The sequence below is a fragment of the Ruegeria sp. I3 genome (assembly GCF_056532525.1).
Genome location: NZ_JBQFNI010000001.1, coordinates 248,248 through 266,356, shown reverse-complemented (window position 1 = coordinate 266,356; position 18,109 = coordinate 248,248). Strand labels below are relative to the sequence as shown.

19 protein-coding genes are annotated in these 18,109 nt (G+C 57.8%); 13 read left to right on the top strand and 6 right to left on the bottom strand.

Annotated features, from left to right (window positions below):
* Positions 1 to 118: 118 nt before the first annotated feature.
* Positions 119 to 1,006: an AEC family transporter gene (locus ACR0L9_RS01380; protein WP_480894458.1), complete on the bottom strand. Its 888-nt coding sequence runs from the start codon at positions 1,004 to 1,006 to the stop codon at positions 119 to 121.
* A gap of 218 nt (positions 1,007 to 1,224) precedes the next feature.
* Here ACR0L9_RS01380 and ACR0L9_RS01375 point away from each other — a divergent pair, with 218 nt between their 5' ends.
* Positions 1,225 to 2,034, top strand: coding sequence for a division plane positioning ATPase MipZ (locus tag ACR0L9_RS01375; RefSeq protein ID WP_170402416.1), 810 nt, complete (start codon positions 1,225 to 1,227; stop codon positions 2,032 to 2,034).
* Positions 2,035 to 2,166: 132 nt separating this feature from the next.
* Here ACR0L9_RS01375 and ACR0L9_RS01370 read toward each other — a convergent pair whose 3' ends face one another.
* Entirely contained in the window at positions 2,167 to 3,402 is a 1,236-nt protein-coding gene (locus ACR0L9_RS01370) for an adenylate/guanylate cyclase domain-containing protein (RefSeq protein ID WP_170609786.1), read from the bottom strand.
* Between the two features lie 62 nt (positions 3,403 to 3,464).
* Positions 3,465 to 3,917 carry a MarR family winged helix-turn-helix transcriptional regulator gene (locus ACR0L9_RS01365; RefSeq protein ID WP_170392676.1) on the bottom strand — a complete coding sequence of 151 codons (453 nt, stop codon included), beginning with the start codon at positions 3,915 to 3,917 and terminating at the stop codon, positions 3,465 to 3,467.
* A 65-nt stretch (positions 3,918 to 3,982) separates the two neighbouring features.
* On the opposite strand from ACR0L9_RS01365, the gene ACR0L9_RS01360 reads away from it, so the two are divergent.
* Both ACR0L9_RS01360 and fahA read left to right on the top strand, forming a co-directional pair.
* Positions 3,983 to 4,606, top strand: a complete 624-nt coding sequence (locus tag ACR0L9_RS01360; RefSeq protein WP_170609788.1) for a LysE family translocator — start codon at positions 3,983 to 3,985, stop codon at positions 4,604 to 4,606.
* A gap of 22 nt (positions 4,607 to 4,628) precedes the next feature.
* Positions 4,629 to 5,888, top strand: coding sequence for a fumarylacetoacetase (gene fahA, locus ACR0L9_RS01355; protein ID WP_480894455.1), 1,260 nt, complete (start codon positions 4,629 to 4,631; stop codon positions 5,886 to 5,888).
* A 20-nt stretch (positions 5,889 to 5,908) separates the two neighbouring features.
* Here fahA and ACR0L9_RS01350 read toward each other — a convergent pair whose 3' ends face one another.
* Positions 5,909 to 6,472, bottom strand: a complete 564-nt coding sequence (locus ACR0L9_RS01350; protein ID WP_170402422.1) for a DUF2585 domain-containing protein — start codon at positions 6,470 to 6,472, stop codon at positions 5,909 to 5,911.
* A 52-nt stretch (positions 6,473 to 6,524) separates the two neighbouring features.
* Between ACR0L9_RS01350 and ACR0L9_RS01345 the strand changes: the two genes are divergently transcribed.
* The 6 genes from ACR0L9_RS01345 to ACR0L9_RS01320 all read left to right on the top strand — a co-directional run bounded on the left by ACR0L9_RS01345 (position 6,525) and on the right by ACR0L9_RS01320 (position 11,036).
* The gene (locus tag ACR0L9_RS01345) at positions 6,525 to 7,475 is read left to right on the top strand and encodes an MBL fold metallo-hydrolase (RefSeq protein ID WP_039541551.1); all 951 of its coding nucleotides are present in this window, start codon (positions 6,525 to 6,527) and stop codon (positions 7,473 to 7,475) included.
* 134 nt (positions 7,476 to 7,609) lie between these two features.
* Entirely contained in the window at positions 7,610 to 9,220 is a 1,611-nt protein-coding gene (locus ACR0L9_RS01340) for an FAD-dependent oxidoreductase (protein WP_480894454.1), read from the top strand.
* A 5-nt stretch (positions 9,221 to 9,225) separates the two neighbouring features.
* Positions 9,226 to 9,423 (top strand): DUF2783 domain-containing protein, encoded by a 198-nt coding sequence (locus ACR0L9_RS01335; RefSeq protein WP_170392682.1) that lies wholly within the window; start codon positions 9,226 to 9,228, stop codon positions 9,421 to 9,423.
* A 4-nt stretch (positions 9,424 to 9,427) separates the two neighbouring features.
* Positions 9,428 to 9,970 (top strand): VOC family protein, encoded by a 543-nt coding sequence (locus tag ACR0L9_RS01330; RefSeq protein WP_170392683.1) that lies wholly within the window; start codon positions 9,428 to 9,430, stop codon positions 9,968 to 9,970.
* Positions 9,971 to 9,977: 7 nt separating this feature from the next.
* Positions 9,978 to 10,616, top strand: coding sequence for a maleylacetoacetate isomerase (maiA, locus tag ACR0L9_RS01325; protein WP_170402426.1), 639 nt, complete (start codon positions 9,978 to 9,980; stop codon positions 10,614 to 10,616).
* An 87-nt stretch (positions 10,617 to 10,703) separates the two neighbouring features.
* Positions 10,704 to 11,036: a DOPA 4,5-dioxygenase family protein gene (locus ACR0L9_RS01320; RefSeq protein WP_480894452.1), complete on the top strand. Its 333-nt coding sequence runs from the start codon at positions 10,704 to 10,706 to the stop codon at positions 11,034 to 11,036.
* On the opposite strand, the gene ACR0L9_RS01315 is transcribed toward ACR0L9_RS01320, so the two are convergent.
* Positions 11,033 to 12,661: an acyl-CoA synthetase gene (locus tag ACR0L9_RS01315; protein WP_480894450.1), complete on the bottom strand. Its 1,629-nt coding sequence runs from the start codon at positions 12,659 to 12,661 to the stop codon at positions 11,033 to 11,035. The two genes, ACR0L9_RS01320 and ACR0L9_RS01315, sit on opposite strands and share 4 nt — an antisense overlap.
* 221 nt (positions 12,662 to 12,882) lie before the next feature.
* Between ACR0L9_RS01315 and ACR0L9_RS01310 the strand changes: the two genes are divergently transcribed.
* Positions 12,883 to 14,274 carry an aminotransferase class III-fold pyridoxal phosphate-dependent enzyme gene (locus ACR0L9_RS01310; protein ID WP_170392687.1) on the top strand — a complete coding sequence of 464 codons (1,392 nt, stop codon included), beginning with the start codon at positions 12,883 to 12,885 and terminating at the stop codon, positions 14,272 to 14,274.
* A 547-nt stretch (positions 14,275 to 14,821) separates the two neighbouring features.
* Here ACR0L9_RS01310 and ACR0L9_RS01305 read toward each other — a convergent pair.
* Positions 14,822 to 15,382, bottom strand: a complete 561-nt coding sequence (locus ACR0L9_RS01305) for a CHAP domain-containing protein (RefSeq protein WP_170392689.1) — start codon at positions 15,380 to 15,382, stop codon at positions 14,822 to 14,824.
* A gap of 322 nt (positions 15,383 to 15,704) precedes the next feature.
* Here ACR0L9_RS01305 and ACR0L9_RS01300 point away from each other — a divergent pair, with 322 nt between their 5' ends.
* The 3 genes from ACR0L9_RS01300 to ACR0L9_RS01290 are packed head-to-tail and all read left to right on the top strand — an operon-like array spanning position 15,705 to position 18,086.
* Entirely contained in the window at positions 15,705 to 16,520 is an 816-nt protein-coding gene (locus ACR0L9_RS01300; RefSeq protein WP_480894449.1) for an ABC transporter substrate-binding protein, read from the top strand.
* A 1-nt stretch (position 16,521) separates the two neighbouring features.
* Positions 16,522 to 17,355 (top strand): amino acid ABC transporter permease, encoded by an 834-nt coding sequence (locus tag ACR0L9_RS01295; RefSeq protein WP_010437538.1) that lies wholly within the window; start codon positions 16,522 to 16,524, stop codon positions 17,353 to 17,355.
* Positions 17,355 to 18,086 carry an amino acid ABC transporter ATP-binding protein gene (locus ACR0L9_RS01290; protein ID WP_170392692.1) on the top strand — a complete coding sequence of 244 codons (732 nt, stop codon included), beginning with the start codon at positions 17,355 to 17,357 and terminating at the stop codon, positions 18,084 to 18,086. The genes ACR0L9_RS01295 and ACR0L9_RS01290 overlap by 1 nt, the downstream gene beginning before the upstream one ends.
* The last annotated feature ends 23 nt before the right edge of the window (positions 18,087 to 18,109 follow it).

Here is an 18,109-nt window from a genome sequence, read left to right as displayed (position 1 = left end):
CTGCCTGTCCCCCGTTCAGGAATAGCGCGCTGGCCCTTCGGGCACCGTGTTGTGCCTATTATTAAACGGTTTTTTGCTGATAGATACTGTTTTTAGCGCACTGCGCGCCCAGCGCCTATTAGATCCAGTAGGACAGCGCCACTGGCAGCACCAGGATCGTGGACAGAGTCGAAACCAGAATGAACCCGGCCACATCGGGTCCGTATTCCGGCACATGCTGATCGATGAACAAATAGGTCGCGACAGAGGAGGGCATCAAACAGCACAGGATCACCGCGCCCCGCTCAGCCCCGGTGAAGCCGAAGCTCCAGACCAACGCGCTGGCAATCACCGCAGCCATCAGCAGGTGCAGCGCTGTCAGCAAAACGGCTCGGCCAAGGCTTTTGATCCGCAGGGTCGCCAGCGTGTGGCCCAGCGTCAGCAACATCAGCGGGATCGAGAGCCCACCCAGAATATCAAAGGATTTGGCCACCGGTTGCGGCAGGCTGGTGCCCGTCGCCATCAACACCAGCGACAGTGCGACCGCGTAAATAATCGGCGAAGTCGCCAGTTTCTTGGGCGAGAACTCTCCGGCCGGAATCCACATGCCGATCGTGAAGATACTGATCAGCACAACCACCACAAATGCCATCGTATAGGCCATTCCCGCATCGCCTAGCGCCAAAAGGGTAATGGGCAGGCCGATATTGCCGACATTACCATGCATCAGTGGCGTCAGAAATGCCCGCACCGGCAGCCGCATCAGTTTGAGCGCGACAAGCCCCAACAGCCCAAAACCTGCAATCGCCAAAGCGGCGGCCATCATGACATCAAGAAAGGTGCCGACCGCAATCTGGGTGGTTGAAAGGTGCGAGATTATTAGCGTCGGATACCCGACCCGCGAGACGATCCCGCCAATAACCTTGTTGTCATAAGGGGCCCTGATCACAGCCAGAGTGTAACCGATTCCAGCGCAAATCAGGACAGGCAGAACCACGTTCAAAACGTTCAGAAACAGATGATCCAATGGCTGCCCTCGATCACAAATCCATAGGATGGACAGTGAAACAGGGGTGTGTGTTTGGCAAGGATTTACCCTAACCCCCAAGTACCAAGCACTTTTCCAATTTGAGGCTTGATAATACCGCTCAAGACGGCCCGAGGTTCTTCCCTTCCCGGCCTACACAACATATAGTGGCTGCCAACAACGTGTAGGCAAACACGGCGGGACTTGGGAATACAGGCATGGCACATATCATTGTGGTCGGGAACGAAAAGGGCGGCGCAGGCAAATCAACCGTGTCGATGCATGTGGCCACTGCATTGGCACGGCTGGGGCACAAGGTCAGCACACTCGATCTTGACCTGCGGCAGCGCAGTCTGGGTCGTTATTTCGAGAACCGCTTGAACTTCCTGAACGGCTCGGACCTGTCTCTGCCCAGCCCACGCCACCACGACCTGCCCGAGATTGACGCCAGCGCTCTGCAACCCGGTGAAAACATCTATGACCACCGCCTTTCAGCCGCCGTGGCCGAACTGGAAAGCGATAGCGATTTCATCCTGATCGACTGCCCCGGTTCGCACACTCGACTCAGCCAGGTTGCACATTCGCTGGCCGATACGCTGATTACACCGCTGAACGACAGTTTCATCGATTTTGACCTGCTGGCGCGGATCGATTCCAAAGGTGAGAGAATCCTTGGCCCCTCAGTCTATTCCGAGATGGTCTGGAATGCCCGCCAACTGCGCGCCCAAGCTGGGCTGAAACCGATCGACTGGGTCGTCGTCCGCAACCGAGTCGGCACCCAGCGCATGGTCAACAAGGAAAAGATGCAACGCGCGATCGAGATGCTGTCACAGCGCATCGGCTTCCGCGTCGCCTCGGGCTTTTCCGAGCGAGTGATTTTCCGCGAGTTGTTCCCGCGCGGACTGACTTTGCTGGACCTCAAGGATATCGGGGTCAAGCAGCTCAATATCTCCAACATCGCCGCACGCCAGGAACTGCGCGATATGATGAAGGAACTGAGCTTGCCAGGTGTTGAGATCGACTTCTGAGCGACCACAGCTCGAATTACCCAACACATCCGCCCAAGACCCCGGAAACTTTAAAAGTTTCCGGATCGATTTCATTCTATGAAATCGTGCGCATCAGCAGTCGCACGCACTGGCACAGGTGTCAGTGATCGGTTAGTCAGCCCTTCTGTAAATCGTAAACAGCTCTTTCGGCTCTGCCACACCCCGCAACATATAGCGCCCGACCGAAATCAGGTCCTGATCGCAAGGATGCGCCGCGCGGGCTACATCGTCGGAAATCAGGATGCGCTGCCCCAGTGACCGATGCATCCCCGCAATTCTGGACGTCTGGTTGACCGCCGGACCAATTACCGTGAAATCCAGCCGACTTTCGGAGCCGATGTTTCCATAGAGGATCTCACCAGAGTGCAATGCCAGCGTATAGTTCGAAACCGGTTGTCCCCGTGAACTCCGCTGAGTGTTCAATTCGGCCATGCGCTCTTGCAGCATGGTCGCCGCAGCCAGCGCAGCGCGGGCATCGGCATCGATCTCGCCGACATCAAACATCGCCATGACACCGTCGCCCATGAACTTCAGGATGTTGCCTTCGCATTGATGAACAACATCGACCACCACACCCAGGTAGTCATTCAGCATATCTATGACTTCGATCCCTGGCATCTCTTCCGACAAGCTGGTGAACCCTTCCAGATCGAAGTTCCAGATCACCGCATCAATCTGCTGCAGTGACCCGCGACGGATTTCACCGGACAAGACCCGACGACCGGCATCGCGCCCCAGATAAACCCGCATCAAATCTTTCGACACCCGCGCGTTCGAGGCTGACTTCAGAGCCAGCCCCAGATGCGGTAGCGCCGTATTGATCACGTCCAGATCATCGTCGCAGAATCCTTCCGGCGCATTGCTGGACCAGGACATCAAGACGCCGTCGATTGCCTCTTTCGCATCATAGGGGTTGCGTTGAGCCGGCACATCAAAGCTGATGCCAGTCGCGTAATAGTCCGTGGCCCCGTTTTCCCGCAACTCGTTTAGCAGGGGAAAACGGCTGGGTTCGTTCTGATCGACCAGCCGTTCACGGATAGCATCGATATCTTCGTGCAATACGGCATACAGCGGACTTTGTGTCCAAACTTCACTGGGCTCTTCGGAATACTCGAAGGTTTCCAGATTACTTCCTTTGCTGCGGTACCAGCTATAGCCCGTTCCGCCATAGACGGGATGCAAGGCCGGTTGCGCCGCATGAAAGCGCATCAAGGGCACACCAAGATCAACTAAACGGGTGCAATACCCGTCCAAAAGTTCTTGTTTGTCGGCCCCTTCCAGGCCTCGGGTCACCAACCAATCTATCAGATCATGGGATTTTGCCGTTGGGGAATCCGGCGCTGTCATGTGTCGTTCCTGTGTCCGTTATGACGTTGATCTGGGGGCAGCTGTACCGGATTACCAGTACCCTAATCCATTCCGGCCAGACGTCGCAGCATCATGCGCAGCAAAGCGGCCTCACCCGTGGTGAAACGCGATGCCAGTTTCTGATCATAATCCTGCGCGATACCGCTTAGCTCACGATAAACCTTCTGGCCAGCCGAGGTCAGCGATAGCCGCTCAACCCGCCGGTCATTTTCATCCCGCAACCTTTGTAAATATCGGCGCTGTTGCAATCGGCTGACCGCTCGGCTGACCTTGGTTTTGTGGATTTTGGCACGCTCAACAATGTCGCGTGCGGTCATCTCACCATGATTGCCAAGATGAAACAGCACCCGCCATTCAGTTCGCAGCATTCCGTAGCGATCCTTGTAAACGCGCTGAAACTCAAGCGAACTTTCTTCGGCCGCCTGATTCAACAGGAACGGCAGGAAATTTCGCAAATCAAACTCATCTTTTTGGTCATTTTTAGGCTGGGTCATCCTTGTTAGTTACAAAATCAACTATTATTCGACAAGTGACAAGTTGAAGGATCACCGGAGACGAGATGAGTTTTGATATCTGGATCACCTATGTGGCGACGGTGTTGTTGCTGATGAGCACACCGGGGCCAAGCCAGTTGCTGATGCTGTCGAACTCGGCAACCAATGGGCTGTGGCGAGGTTTTTTTACCGCTGCGGGTGATTTGACGGCCAATTTCTTTCAAATGTTGGCCGCCGGTCTGGGTCTGGCTGCCCTGATCGCCACGTCCGGGACCGCCTTTACCGTGATCAAGTGGTTGGGCGTGGCCTATCTGGTCTATCTCGGCGTCAAGCAAATCGTGAAGGCACGTGTTGCCGAAACCAACGATGCGCTACGTGCCAGCCGCAGGGCGCTCTGGATGCAGGGCTTCATCACCTCTGCCGCGAATCCCAAGGCGGTGGTGTTCTTCGCCGCTCTGTTTCCGCTGTTCATCGATGGCGCGCTGCCATTCTGGCCACAATTCGCCATCCTCTCGGCCACATATCTGATCATAGACGGGTTGTTTCTGATGGCCTATGGCTCCACTGCCAGTTGGCTGGCCCGGCGCCTGCAGGGGCCGGCAAGACTTTGGCTCGACCGGATCGGTGGCAGCTTCATGATATTGGCGGCAGTCCTGCTGGGCTTCAAATCCCTGCGCGCCGCCTCATAACCGAAAGACATAAGGACGCAATATGCCTTTGAAGAAATCCTGGGTCGCATCGGCCAATTCCGCCGACCACCCCTTCCCGCTGAACAACCTGCCTTATGGCGTGTTCTCGACCGAAACCACCGAGCCCCGCTGCGGCGTTGCCATCGGCGACATGATCTTCGACGTGACTGCTGCCGAGGCTGATGGATTAATCGCGCTGTCGGATGAGCCGCTGTTCGATCTGCCCTTCTGGAATCCGCTAATGGAAGAAGGCCCTGCCGTATGGGCTGCATTGCGCGACCGCCTATCTACGCTATTGGCTGAAGATTCGGACGAACAGCACAAGATCGAAAGTCTGCTGATCCCGCAGGACGAGGCCGAGATGCATATGCCCTTTGCCGTCAGCGAGTACACCGATTTCTACGCGGGCCGCCACCATGCCCAGAACGTGGGCACCATGTTCCGCGGCCCGGAAAACGCATTGCCGCCGAACTGGCTGCACATCCCCATCGGCTATAACGGCCGCGCGTCGTCTGTTGTCGTTTCAGGCACAGATATCCGTCGCCCCTGGGGTCAGTTGAAATCGCCCGATCAGGACCTGCCTGCTTTCCTGCCCAGCCGTCGATTTGATATCGAACTAGAGATGGGTGCAATCGTGGGCACACCGTCTGACGGCCCAATTTCAGTGCAGGAAGCCGATGACAACATCTTTGGCTATGTCCTGCTAAACGACTGGTCCGCGCGCGATATTCAGGCCTGGGAATACCAGCCGCTGGGGCCGTTCCAGGCCAAGGCGACCGCGACCTCGATCAGTCCGTGGATCGTGACCAAAGCGGCGCTGGAACCGTTCCGCTGCGATACGCCCGACCGTGAGTTTGCACTGCTGGACCACCTGAAGGATTGCGGCCCGATGCTCTATGACATCGATCTATCCGTAACGATGGCGCCCGAGAATAAAGACGCCACGACCATCGCACGAACCAATTATCGCGAGATGTATTACTCGGCGGCGCAGCAGTTGGCGCATCACTCGACGTCTGGGTGTCCGATGAACACGGGCGACCTGTTGGGGTCCGGCACCATTTCGGGGCCGAACAAGCCAGAGCGCGGATCACTTCTGGAACTCAGCTGGGGCGGGAAAGAGCCGCTGACGCTGGACACAGGCGAGACCCGCACCTTCATCGAGAACGGCGACACGCTGACCCTGACCGGCGCAGCCAAGGGCGACGGCTATTCCATCGGGTTCGGCGATTGCACCGGCACTGTGCTGCCCGCACTCGAAAATCCATTCGCCAGAGATTGATGCAGGTCCAGTCCGCATATTCAGAGCGCGCTCTGCCAGTCCTTAACGGCCTCGATGGGATAAAGCAGCATCAGCACGTTCAGCGTCAGACCATCGCGGATCAGCGTGGTGGTCAGGATCTCGAATCCCAGCGCAATGGTGACCGTCATCCAGATCGGCAGGCGACGCGCCAACCAGAACCCCAGCATCATCGCGCCAATATCGGCGATCGAGTTGACGACACTGTCGCCGTAGTAATCCAGCGAGATCGTGACCGCGCGGTAATGTTCGATCACGGCATTGGTGTTCTCGGAAATCTCCCACGCGACTTCTATCAAGGTGGCGATGAACAACCGCCAGCCAACGGCAAGGCGGCGCGCCACCAGCCACAGAAGACCGTAAAACAGAAAGCCATGAATGATGTGGCTGGGCGTGTACCAATCGGTCAGATGCTGCGAGCTTTCGGAACTGAAGGTTTCACCATGCCACAGCTTGACATAACCGCATTTGCAAATCGGTTCGCGGCCCATCCACAGCAGGATGATGGCGCAGGCAATGACAACACAAGCGGTTGCCCAATAAGGCAAAAATCGACGTTCAAACATATGGCGACAACATCATCAAAGCCAGTCGCTGTCCAGAAGGGAAATCACTGATATGGCCAAGGCATTTGCGTCCCAGGGGGACATGTCGGAAAAGAAAATCAGCTTCACTGAGGTGGGCGAAGGGCTGTATGCCTTCACTGCCGAAGGCGACCCGAACTCGGGCGTGATCATCGGCGATGACAGCGTGATGATTGTCGAGGCGCAGGCGACGCCGCGTCTGGCCAACAAGGTGATCGAATGCGTGCGGTCGGTGACTGACAAGCCGATCACCCATGTGGCGCTGACCCATTACCACGCAGTACGCGTGCTGGGCGCGAGCGCCTTTGGTGCGCAACAGATACTGATGTCGGATATGGCGCGCGCAATGGTGGTTGAACGTGGTCAGGAAGACTGGGACAGCGAATTCCAACGCTTCCCGCGTCTCTTTGAAGGACACGAAAGCATCCCCGGCCTCACATGGCCCACCACCACCTTCAGCGACACAATGACGGTTTATCTGGGCAACCGCCGGATCGACCTGATGCATCTGGGCCGTGCGCATACCGCTGGCGATATCGTCATCCACGTGCCCGATCAGAATGTCATGTTCACCGGTGACATCGTCGAATACCACTCGGCGTGCTATTGCGGCGATGGGCATTTCAGCGACTGGGGCGATACGCTGGATGAGATCAAGTGGTTCGACGTAGACGCTATCGCGCCGGGGCGCGGCGACGCTCTAGTTGGTAAGGACATGGTCAATGCGGCCATCGAAAACACCCGCGATTTCGTGGAAAGCACCTACCGCCCGGCAGCAAAGGTCGCGGCGCGTGGCGGTTCGCTGAAAGAAGCCTGGGACGCGGTCCGCGCCGAATGCGACCCCAAATTTGCCGACTATGCAATCTACGAACACTGCCTGCCCTTCAATGTTGCCCGCGCCTATGACGAGGCCCGCGGCATCGACACGCCCCGGATCTGGACCGCCCAGCGCGATCTGGAGATGTGGGAGGCCCTTCAGGGCTAAGAATTCCGGGCCGGATTTGATCCAGATCGTGGCGGCCCGGATTTGACGGTGAAACTCTAACGCAAGACCTCCGGCGCAACTGTGCCGGGGAACAGATGGGGTGCGCCCGATGCGCCAGAAATGGGAGAGAGAGAGTGAACAAGATTTTTGAAGTTCCACTTTATGCCTACGAGGCCAGCCCGGATCAATCCGCGCCAGCGCCCGTGCGTCACAAGGTCATCGTTGTTGGGGCTGGTCCGGTGGGTCTGGCCGCCGCCATCGATCTGGCCCAGCAAGGGGTCGAGGTGCTGGTGCTGGACGACAACGACAAGGTCAGCTTCGGCAGCCGCGCCATCTGTTTTGCCAAACGCCCGCTGGAAATCCTCGACCGACTTGGTTGCGGGCAGCCGATGGTCGACAAAGGCGTTCTTTGGAACAAGGGCAAAGTGTTCTTCGACGAACGTCAGGTTTACGAGTTCGACCTGCAGCCCGACAGCGGCGATCAGCGCCCGGCCTTCATCAACCTGCAGCAATACTATTTCGAGCAGTTTCTGGTCGACCGCGTCCGCGAATTGCAAGCGCAGGGTGCACCGATCGAAATCCGCGGCCGCAACAAGGTCGAAGCCGTTGGAACCCACCCCGATCACGTCAAGCTTGAGGTCGAAACGCCCGAGGGATCATACACCATCGAAGCGGATTGGGTCATCGCCTGCGACGGCGCGGGCTCACCCATGCGCGCCATGATGGGTAAGGATTTTGTGGGCCGCGTGTTCGAAGACAACTTCCTGATCGCGGATGTGATTATGGAGGCCGATTTCCCCTCGGAACGCTGGTTCTGGTTCGATCCGCCGTTCAACAAAGGCCAATCTGCGTTGCTACATAAACAACCCGATGGCGTCTGGCGCATCGATCTGCAACTGGGATGGGATATCGACAAGGAACGCGAAAAGCGCCCGGAAAACGTGATCCCGCGCCTCAAGGCCATGCTGGGCGAGGAGGTAAATTTCGAGCTGGAATGGGTCAGCATCTACACCTTCCAGTGCCGCCGGATGGAGCAATTCCGCCATGGCCGCGTGATCTTTGCCGGTGACAGTGCCCATCAGGTCAGCCCGTTTGGCGCACGGGGCGCAAACTCGGGCGTGCAGGATACCGACAACCTGTGCTGGAAACTGAAACTGGTGATTGACGGCAAAGCGCCTGAGTCGCTGCTGGACAGCTACGATCAGGAACGCATTCACGGTGCGGACGAAAACATCCTGAACTCGACCCGCTCGACCGATTTCATCACCCCGAAATCGCAGATGTCCCGCATCCTGCGCGACGCGGTGCTGGACTTGAGCGAACATTATGACTTCGCCCGCCCGATGGTGAATTCTGGCCGCCTGAGCGTACCTTGCGTCTATGACGGCTCGTCGCTGAATTCGGCGGATGCGTTGAACGGGCCGACACAGACGCGCCCCGGAGCGTCCTGTCCCGATGCGCCTTTGGATGATGGCTTTCTACTGCCTAAACTGGCTGGACAGTTCACGCTGCTGACCATCGACGCCGATGCGCCCGATGAGATGGAGGTTGACGGGATCACGGTCAAACGCCTTGCGCTTTCGGTCAAGGATGACCCAACCCTGACGCTGAAGCGGCGCTATCTGGGCGATGCGACCGGAGCGGTCTATCTGATCCGTCCCGATCAGCACGTGGCCGCCCGCCGCGACACGTATGAAGAAAATGCATTCCGGCACGCGGTCCGCCGCGCCACAGGCAAGGAGTAAGCGACATGGCTGATCTGATCCTCTCATCCAATCTGACCCAGGCCGACGATTTCTATGCCGATCTGGTGGCGGCCCACGAAGGGCTTGAGAAAGCCGAAAGCGATGCGTTCAACGCGCGCCTTGTGCTGGTTCTGGCAAACCACATCGGCGACAACGCGGTGCTGAAGCAGGCGTTGGACGCCGCAGCCCTGAAACAGGAGTAAGCCCATGAAAATCGAACAGATTCACCACGTCGCCTATCGCTGCAAGGACGCGAAAGAGACCGTAGAATGGTACGGCAAGATGCTGAACATGGATTTCATTCTGGCGATTGCCGAAGATCATGTGCCCTCCACCCATGAACCTGATCCCTACATGCACCTGTTTCTGGATGCCGGAAATGGCAATGTGCTGGCGTTTTTTGAGCTGCCTACCAAGCCGGAAATGGGGCGCGATCCCAACACACCGATTTGGGTGCAGCACATCGCATTCAAGGTGAAGGACCGTGATGAGCTGATCGCATTCAAGGACCATCTCGAAGCCAACGGCGTCGAGGTTCTGGGTGTCACGGATCATTCGATCTTCCATTCGATATATTTCTTCGATCCGAACGGTCATCGGGTGGAACTGGCTTGCCCCGACCCCGAGGAAGAGGCCATGCTGGCCCGGCTGGATTCGGTCAAATGGGATATGCTCGAAGAATGGTCGCGCACCAAACGAGCCCCTCAGCATGCCGACTGGCTGCATGCCAAGGAACTAAGCAAAGGCTAACCATCTTATGTCCGAAGTGGTTCTGTTTGATTACTGGCGTTCGTCCGCCAGTTACCGGGTGCGGATTGCACTGAATCTGGCTGGGATCACCTACCGCCCGGTCGTCGTGGATCTGGTGAACGGGGCGCATCGCGCCCCGGATCATTTGGACCGCAACCCGCAAGGTCTGGTCCCGGTGCTGGATATCGATGGGGTTCGGTTGACCCAATCGCTGGCGATCATCGATTATCTGGATGAGACCCGCGAACTGGGTCTGCTGCCAACCGATCCGGCCAAGCGAGCCGCGGCGCGGGCATTGGCGCACAGTATCGCGGTGGATATCCATCCGGTCTGCAATCTGTCGGTTGCCAAACATGCCACCGCGCTCACCCAAGGTGCAGGCGACATGCCCGGCGACTGGATGCGTCACTTCATCCGGCCGGGTCTGCTCGCGTTTGAATCGCTGCTGGGCGGCTTTGATCAATCCCCGTTCTGCACCGGTGAAACGCCGGGTCTGGCCGATATCTGCCTGATCCCACAGCTTTATAATGCGCGCCGGTGGGAAGTTGATCTATCCGATATGCCACGCCTGACAGCAGTCGAGGCCGTCTGTGCCGAGCATTCTGCCTTTGCCGCAGCCCATCCCGACCTTCACGCTCCGCTCTGATCCGGCGCACAGGGTCTGTGTGGCGATGCGGGTGCACAAGCGCTCGGGTCGCCCTTAGGTTTTCCACAACGACAGACGGAGACCCCCATGCCCGAGATCACCGGTTACCACGCCCATGTCTATTTCGATGCCGACACGCAGGACAAAGCGCAGCAGGTCTGTGAAGAGGCCGCGCGCCTGTTTCCCACCGTCCAGATGGGCCGTATGCATGCGCGCAACGTTGGCCCACACCCACGTTGGAGTTGCCAGCTGGGCTTTCCAGCCGAAGCCTTTGATCAGGTCTTTCCCTGGCTGATCCTGAACCGGCAAGGGCTGACCATCTTTACGCATCCAGAAACCGGCGATCACTTGGCTGATCACCGGGATCGCGCTATCTGGATGGGCGAGATGCTGCCACTTGATCTGTCGATCTTCGATTAAGCCAATTCACGCGCCCGGTCGCGCAGGATGAACTTCTGAATCTTCCCCGTCGACGTCTTGGGCAACGCCCCAAACACAACCGTCTTGGGTGCTTTGAAATGGGCCATATGATCCCGGCAGAAAGCGATGATCTCCGCCTCATTCGCCTCTGCCTGCGGTTTCAATTCAACAAATGCACACGGCGTTTCACCCCATTTCTCATCCGGGCGGGCCACCACCGCTGCCTCCATAACAGCCGGGTGTTTATAAAGCGTATCCTCAACCTCGACCGATGAAATATTCTCGCCGCCCGAGATGATGATGTCCTTGGACCGATCCTTCAGCGCGATGTAGCCATCCGGGTGCATCACGCCCAGATCGCCCGAGGCAAACCACCCGCCTTTGAAGGCTTTGTCGGTCGCCTCGGCGTTCTTGAGATAGCCCTTCATGACAATGTTGCCCTGCATGAATATCTCACCCATGGTTTCGCCATCCGAAGGAACAGGCTCCATGGTTTCAGGGTCTGCGACCATCAAGCCAGACAATGCCACGTATTTCACACCCTGACGCACCTTGAGCGCGGCGCGGTCCTCTGCACCCTTGTCGTTCCATTCGTCCTTCCACGCGCAGACGACGGATGGACCATAAGTCTCGGTCAACCCATAGACATGGGTAACCTCAACACCCATCCCTTCCATCGCTTCGATCACCTTGGCCGGCGGCGGAGCGCCAGCGGTCATCGCCTTGATCTGCTGCGTGAAATCCTTGAGGTGATCCGGTGCATTGGCCAGCATGTTCAGCACGATCGGCGCGCCGCAGAAATGAGTTACGCCCTCTTCTCGGAAGGCGCGATAGATCGGTTCGTCCCGTACGGCGCGCAGGCAGACGGAGGTTCCCGCATTGGCCGCCATCGTCCACGGGAAACACCAGCCGTTGCAGTGGAACATCGGCAAGGTCCACAGATAGACCGAATGCTGCGGCATCCCCCAGGTCAGAATGTTCGATGTTGCATTCAGCGCCGCGCCGCGGTGGTGATAGACTACACCTTTGGGGTTGCCGGTGGTGCCCGAGGTATAGTTCAGCGTGATCGCATCCCATTCATCTGCGGGCAAAGACCAGTCGAACTCTGGATCACCCTCGGCCAACAGAGCCTCATAGGTCAGATCTCCCAATCGCTCGCCACCGTCAAAACTGGCGTCTGCGATGTCGATCACCAGAATGTTGTGATCCACCTGCGCTAACGCCTGTTTCACGACGCCTGAAAACTCGGGATCGACCAGCAGAACCTTGGCTTCGGCATGGTTCAGAATGAAGGCGATGATCGGCGCATCCAGCCGCGTGTTGATCGCGTTCAGCACCGCCCCTGCCATGGGCACGCCAAAATGTGCCTCATACAGCTCGGGGATATTGGCCGCGATGATCGAGACTGTATCGCCCACGCCTACGCCACGCGTAGTCAGCGCGCTGGCCAGACGTCGGCTCCGCGCATAGGTTTCTGCCCAGCTATACCGACGCTCGCCATACACAACGGATGGGTAATCCGGATACACTGCCGCCGTCCGCTCAAGATAGCTCAGCGGAGACAACGGCGTGAAATTCGCCGGGGTTTTATCCAGATGTTGCTGGTAGATAGGTGTGGCTGTCATCCGGCGATCCTCCCAAACTCGTCAGATTGTCGTATTGAGCACAAAGTTTGCGACATAACAAACCCGTATTAATACGCGTTTGAGCTACACTGGAGATATCCTATGGGCTAATCTGGCCCTACTTCACGCGCACCATTCGCGTTGATCTGCAGTATCACGTCACTTTGCGCCCGCCGGGACCTACTGATTCCCCGCGCGCCCCACTTTTGAAAGGACATGTCATGGACGGCACGTTCAACGAAAACGATCTTTCCCGCGTCGTCGAAGCCGACCGCGCCCACCTCTGGCATCACCTGATCCAGCACAAGCCGTTTGAGACCAACGATCCCCGTATCATTGTCGAAGGCAAAGGCATGCGCGTGTGGGACCAAAAGGGCAAAGAGCACCTGGATGCCGTATCAGGCGGTGTCTGGACCGTGAACGTGGGCTATGGCCGCGAATCTATCTGTAAGGCGGTTTATGACCAGCTGATGAAGCTGTGCTACTTCGCCAACACCGCAGGCTCGATCCCCGGTTCGAATTTCGCGGAAATGCTGATCGACAAGATGCCGGGCATGAGCCGCGTGTACTACACCAACTCAGGTTCTGAGGCGAACGAGAAGGCGTTCAAGATGATCCGCCAGATCGCGCACAAGAAATATGGCGGCAAGAAAACCAAGATCCTGTATCGCGACCGCGACTATCACGGCTCCACCCTGGCGACCATGTCAGCAGGTGGTCAGGACGAGCGCACCGCGCAGTACGGTCCCTTTGCACCCGATTTCGTGCGCGTGCCTCATTGCATGGAGTACCGCAAGCACGAGCTGGACGGCGCACCGGAAGAGAACTTTGGCGAATGGGCTGCAGATCAGATCGAAGAGGTCATCCTGCGCGAAGGCCCCGACACCGTTGGCGCCCTGTGCCTTGAGCCCGTGACCGCAGGCGGTGGCGTCATCGAAGCGCCTGAAGGCTATTGGCCCCGCGTGCAGGAGATCTGCAAGAAATACGACATCCTGCTGCACATTGACGAGGTTGTCTGCGGCGTAGGTCGGACCGGCACGTGGTTCGGCTACCAGCAATACGGCATCAAGCCGGACTTCGTGACCATGGCCAAGGGCGTTGCCTCGGGTTATGCCGCGATCGCCTGCATGGTCACCACCGAGGAAGTCTTTGACATGTTCAAAGACGACGCGGCAGACCCGATGAACTATTTCCGTGATATCTCGACCTTTGGCGGCTGCACTGCCGGTCCGGCGGCAGCGGTTGAAAACATGCGCATCATTCAGGATGAAAACCTGCTGCAGAACTGCGTGGACATGGGTGATCGCATGATGGGCAACCTGCAGGCGCTGATGGAAAAGCACAAAGTCATCGGCGACGTGCGCGGCAAGGGTCTGTTCCTTGGCGCCGAGCTGGTAACCGATCGGACCACCAAGGATCCGATGGACGAAAAGCGCGTTCAGGCCGTGGTTGCTGATTGTATGGCGCAGGGCGTCATCATCGGTGCCACCAACCGCTCGATCCCCAGCCGCAACAACACGCTGTGCTTCTCGCCAGCGCTGATTGCAACGGCGGACGATATCGACCAGATCACCGACGCCGTAGACGGCGCGCTGGGGCGTGTGTTCGGCTGATCCGACCGCTGTAGTATTGCTAAAACAGACGAAACCCGCCAGCTTTTGGCGGGTTTCTTTTTATGTGGACATCGGCCAAGTTTATGAGCTGATGCCAAGGATACTCGGTTTGCATTCAAGGGGCAGGTAAGAGCCCATTGTCACAATGATTTCGGTCTTGTAGCTTCAAATCTCAGCATATCGAGGTTGTGCGATGGAAAATTTGGCTTTGGCTCTCGCACTAGCAGTGAAACACATTGAGACGCGCGAGGCCCCAACGGATTGTGACAACGATATTCGCGCCTTGGAAAACATTGCAGCTCATCTACAGTTAGCTGACCAGGATTCACAGAATGCAGTCGCAGACGCGTTTCGAAAGCTTGATGCGCCAGAGTTAATTGAAGGAATTGGCCTACAAATAAGTGACGGATAAGTCCGCCCTGCGGGCATTGATCATGTGTCAAAGTAAACAAACCCGCCACCGAACAAAAAACGCCCGAATGACAGCGGCATGTCGGACACTCGGCTTTACCGTGCCAGCTACTGGCGGGGGTGAGGAGAGCTTGGGTTACTCGCCGAAATTCGGATAGATGAACCCGTTCACCGGGTAAGAACTGCCGTAGCTGCCCGGCCGGCTTTCAACCCGCACAAGCGTCCAATCATTGTTTTTGGACACGTCCCTCACGCCCATCTGCAACGACACCTTATTCCGGAGCCAGTTTGCGTGGTTCACAATGACTTCCCGCTCGGTGACAATATCGGACACGACAGCCACATGTCCCAGGGGCATCCCTCTGGTGGCCCGAAACGACATCACCGCACCGACCTCCGGTTCATTACCCCGGTCAAACCCATTGCGAGCCTTGCCCCACCAATCCTTGGCGTTGCCACGAATTTCGATGCCGCTGAGGTTGCGTGCGTAGGGCACGCACCACACCCTTTGTCCCAGCGCATGTTTTCTTGAGACCTCTTGCAACGCCATGGCCTGACGTTCGGGATCCAAGTCCACCTCATTCGGATTCTTAGCACAGGCCGAGATCAGACTGAAAAGTCCCAAAACAACGGCAATTCGCGCGACGCCGGGCAGGCGCGACCAGATCGTATCGGTATTGCGTGCGTTGTACTGCAAGAAGGTTCTTTGCCGGTTTGAGTGGTGAAGCAGTTTTAATAATATCTTTAGGAAAAAGAAAAGAGCCCAGCTGCTCCCCGGCAGAATATTGCCAGTTCCTGCGCCACATTCCGACCGTTGGCCGAGCGTGCGGTCACTGATGCAACAGGTTTCCTCACTGTGCCGTCCTTGGGATTCCTGGCAGGCGAAGAGACCGGCACAATGTCATCGGACACATGAACGCCAACCCCTCATGATGGTCGACGATCAAGCATCCGCTGGACAGTCGGGTTAGGCAGAATTACTTTGACCGCAACCCAATCCAACAGGAGGTTTGTATCGGATGTCCAAGACACTCTCGATCGCGGCAACTTCAATTCTGTTTTTGTCAACAGCGGCCTATGCGCAAGAACAATGCGCTGCCGGCAAAACGCTGACAGACGGCAAATTCACCATCGCAACGGGCAACCCGGCCTACTATCCGTGGGTGATTGATGACGCGCCTGAAAGTGGCGAAGGGTTCGAGGCTGCTGTGGCTTACGCCGTCGCCGAAGAAATGGGGTTCGCGGCCGATGATGTGGTCTGGGTCCGATCCTCGTTCGATGAGGCGATCCAACCCGGCGCCAAGGAATTTGACGTCAACATGCAGCAATACTCGATCACGCCCGAACGGGATCAGGTGGTCGATTTCTCTACCCCTTACTACACCGCCCCGATGGCAGTTCTGGTCAGCCCCAATTCGACCGACACTGCCCCGACGCTTGAAGCGCTGAAAGGCCTGCAATGGGGGGCCGTCGGCTCGACCACGGCGGTGCCGAAACTGGCCAGCATCATCCAACCCGACAGCGACCCGTTGCTGTATGGCGACAATGCTGACGTTAACGCCGCCATGTCGGCCAACCAGATTGATGCGGCCCTGTTCGATCTGCCCACCGCCCTGTTCCTCAGCGCGGTGATGATCGAAGGCTCAAAGGTCATCGGTCAGTTCCCGGCGGATGAAAATGACAATCCCGATCATTTCGGCATGCTGATGGAAGAAGGCAACCCTCTGAAAACCTGCGTGGACGAGGCGCTGGCGGCACTGGCAGCTAACGGCAAACTGGCCGAAATCGAAGCCGTATGGCTGCAGGACACCACTGGTGTCCCTCTGATCAAGTAACATGGCAGATCATAAGGCGGCGGGGATGACCCGCCGCGAACGGTACGAGGCGCACCAACGACGCAGGTCGTTGGTGATCGCCACGATAAGCACGGTCACAGTTGTGGCCGCGATTTACTTTCTGGTGCCGCTGGCTCCGGGCTGGTCGAAGGTTCAGCAGAGCTTTTTTAACGGCGAGACGCTTGTCAAAACCTTCCCGAAACTGCTTGAGGCGTTTCGGATCAACGTGATGATCTTTTTGTGGTCCGCACCGGCGATCGCCGTGCTTGGCCTGTTGATTGCCTTGGCGCGGGATGCCAAATCACCTGCCCTGTTTCCGCTGCGCATCTTTGGCGCGGCGTTCACCGACATTTTCCGCGGCGTGCCAGTGATCCTGACGGTCTATCTGATCGGCTTCGGCATTCCGGGGCTGGGCCTGCCGCGCCCGTGGAATTCGCCTTACATATGGGGCTCGCTGGCGCTGATCCTGACTTACTCGGCCTATGTGGCTGAAATCTTCCGCTCAGGCATCGACAGCGTCCACCACAGCCAGCGCGCCGCCGCATTGTCGCTGGGTCTGTCGGAACGGCAAGTGATGCGCGACGTGGTGTTGCCGCAGGCGATCCGCAACGTGGTGCCCTCACAGATGAACATGCTGATTGCGCTGCAAAAGGATGTCTCTCTGCTCAGCTTTATCGGCCCGGTCGAAATCTTCCGTCAGGCCGGAGTGTTCAAGTCGCTGCTGGCGAATTTCACCCCCTATGTGGGCGCGGCGATCATCTTCCTGATCGTCACCATCCCCGCCACACGCTACGCCGATCACCTGATGGCCCGCCAAATGCGAGAGAGGCGCTGATGCCCAAACTGGAACTTCAGGGCGTGGTGAAACGCTTTGGCGACCGCACGGTCTGTGAAGGGATTAATCTCACCGTTGATGAGGGCCAAATGGTTTGCTTAATCGGCGCATCCGGGTCGGGCAAGTCGACTCTGCTGCGTTGTATCAACCTGCTGGAACCCATCGAAGACGGCGCGATCTTTCTGGATGGCGAGGATATCTCGATCCCCGGTCTGAACCCGCAATCGGTGCGCGCCCGGATCGGGATCGTGTTCCAAAGCTTCAACTTGTTTCCGCATATGACCGCGCTTGAGAATGTCATGCTCGCGCCCCGCCGGGTGCGTGGGCTCACGCGCGCTGAATTGCAGCCCGAGGTCGAAGCGCTGTTCGCCCGGTTCGGGTTGGCCGACCGGATGCACAACTATCCCGACCAATTGTCGGGCGGGCAGCAGCAGCGCGTTGCCATCGTGCGCGCCTTGGCCATGCAGCCTGAGGTCATGCTGTTTGATGAAATCACCTCGGCCCTCGATCCCCAACTTGTGGGCGAGGTGCTGGATGTTCTGCTGATGCTCAAGAAACAGGGCATGACGATGATGATGGCCACGCATGAAATGGGCTTTGCCCGCGAGGCCGCCGACAAGATCTGCTTCCTAGACAGCGGTCGGATCATCGAAGAAGGCCCGCCCGAAGCGGTGTTTGACCACCCGACACACCAGACCACACAAGCCTTTTTGGCGCGGGCGTTGAAGTAAGCGCCTGGGCTCTGAATCCCTGA

Coding starts and splice junctions, on each gene's coding strand:
- ACR0L9_RS01375 (WP_170402416.1), top strand. CDS start 1,225: ATGGCACATATCATTGTGGTCGGGAACGAAAAGGGCGGCGCAGGCAAA.
- ACR0L9_RS01360 (WP_170609788.1), top strand. CDS start 3,983: ATGAGTTTTGATATCTGGATCACCTATGTGGCGACGGTGTTGTTGCTG.
- ACR0L9_RS01370 (WP_170609786.1), bottom strand. CDS start 3,402: ATGACAGCGCCGGATTCCCCAACGGCAAAATCCCATGATCTGATAGAT.
- ACR0L9_RS01345 (WP_039541551.1), top strand. CDS start 6,525: ATGGCCAAGGCATTTGCGTCCCAGGGGGACATGTCGGAAAAGAAAATC.
- ACR0L9_RS01320 (WP_480894452.1), top strand. CDS start 10,704: ATGCCCGAGATCACCGGTTACCACGCCCATGTCTATTTCGATGCCGAC.
- fahA (WP_480894455.1), top strand. CDS start 4,629: ATGCCTTTGAAGAAATCCTGGGTCGCATCGGCCAATTCCGCCGACCAC.
- ACR0L9_RS01310 (WP_170392687.1), top strand. CDS start 12,883: ATGGACGGCACGTTCAACGAAAACGATCTTTCCCGCGTCGTCGAAGCC.
- ACR0L9_RS01335 (WP_170392682.1), top strand. CDS start 9,226: ATGGCTGATCTGATCCTCTCATCCAATCTGACCCAGGCCGACGATTTC.
- ACR0L9_RS01290 (WP_170392692.1), top strand. CDS start 17,355: ATGCCCAAACTGGAACTTCAGGGCGTGGTGAAACGCTTTGGCGACCGC.
- ACR0L9_RS01350 (WP_170402422.1), bottom strand. CDS start 6,472: ATGTTTGAACGTCGATTTTTGCCTTATTGGGCAACCGCTTGTGTTGTC.
- maiA (WP_170402426.1), top strand. CDS start 9,978: ATGTCCGAAGTGGTTCTGTTTGATTACTGGCGTTCGTCCGCCAGTTAC.
- ACR0L9_RS01330 (WP_170392683.1), top strand. CDS start 9,428: ATGAAAATCGAACAGATTCACCACGTCGCCTATCGCTGCAAGGACGCG.
- ACR0L9_RS01295 (WP_010437538.1), top strand. CDS start 16,522: ATGGCAGATCATAAGGCGGCGGGGATGACCCGCCGCGAACGGTACGAG.
- ACR0L9_RS01300 (WP_480894449.1), top strand. CDS start 15,705: ATGTCCAAGACACTCTCGATCGCGGCAACTTCAATTCTGTTTTTGTCA.
- ACR0L9_RS01365 (WP_170392676.1), bottom strand. CDS start 3,917: ATGACCCAGCCTAAAAATGACCAAAAAGATGAGTTTGATTTGCGAAAT.
- ACR0L9_RS01315 (WP_480894450.1), bottom strand. CDS start 12,661: ATGACAGCCACACCTATCTACCAGCAACATCTGGATAAAACCCCGGCG.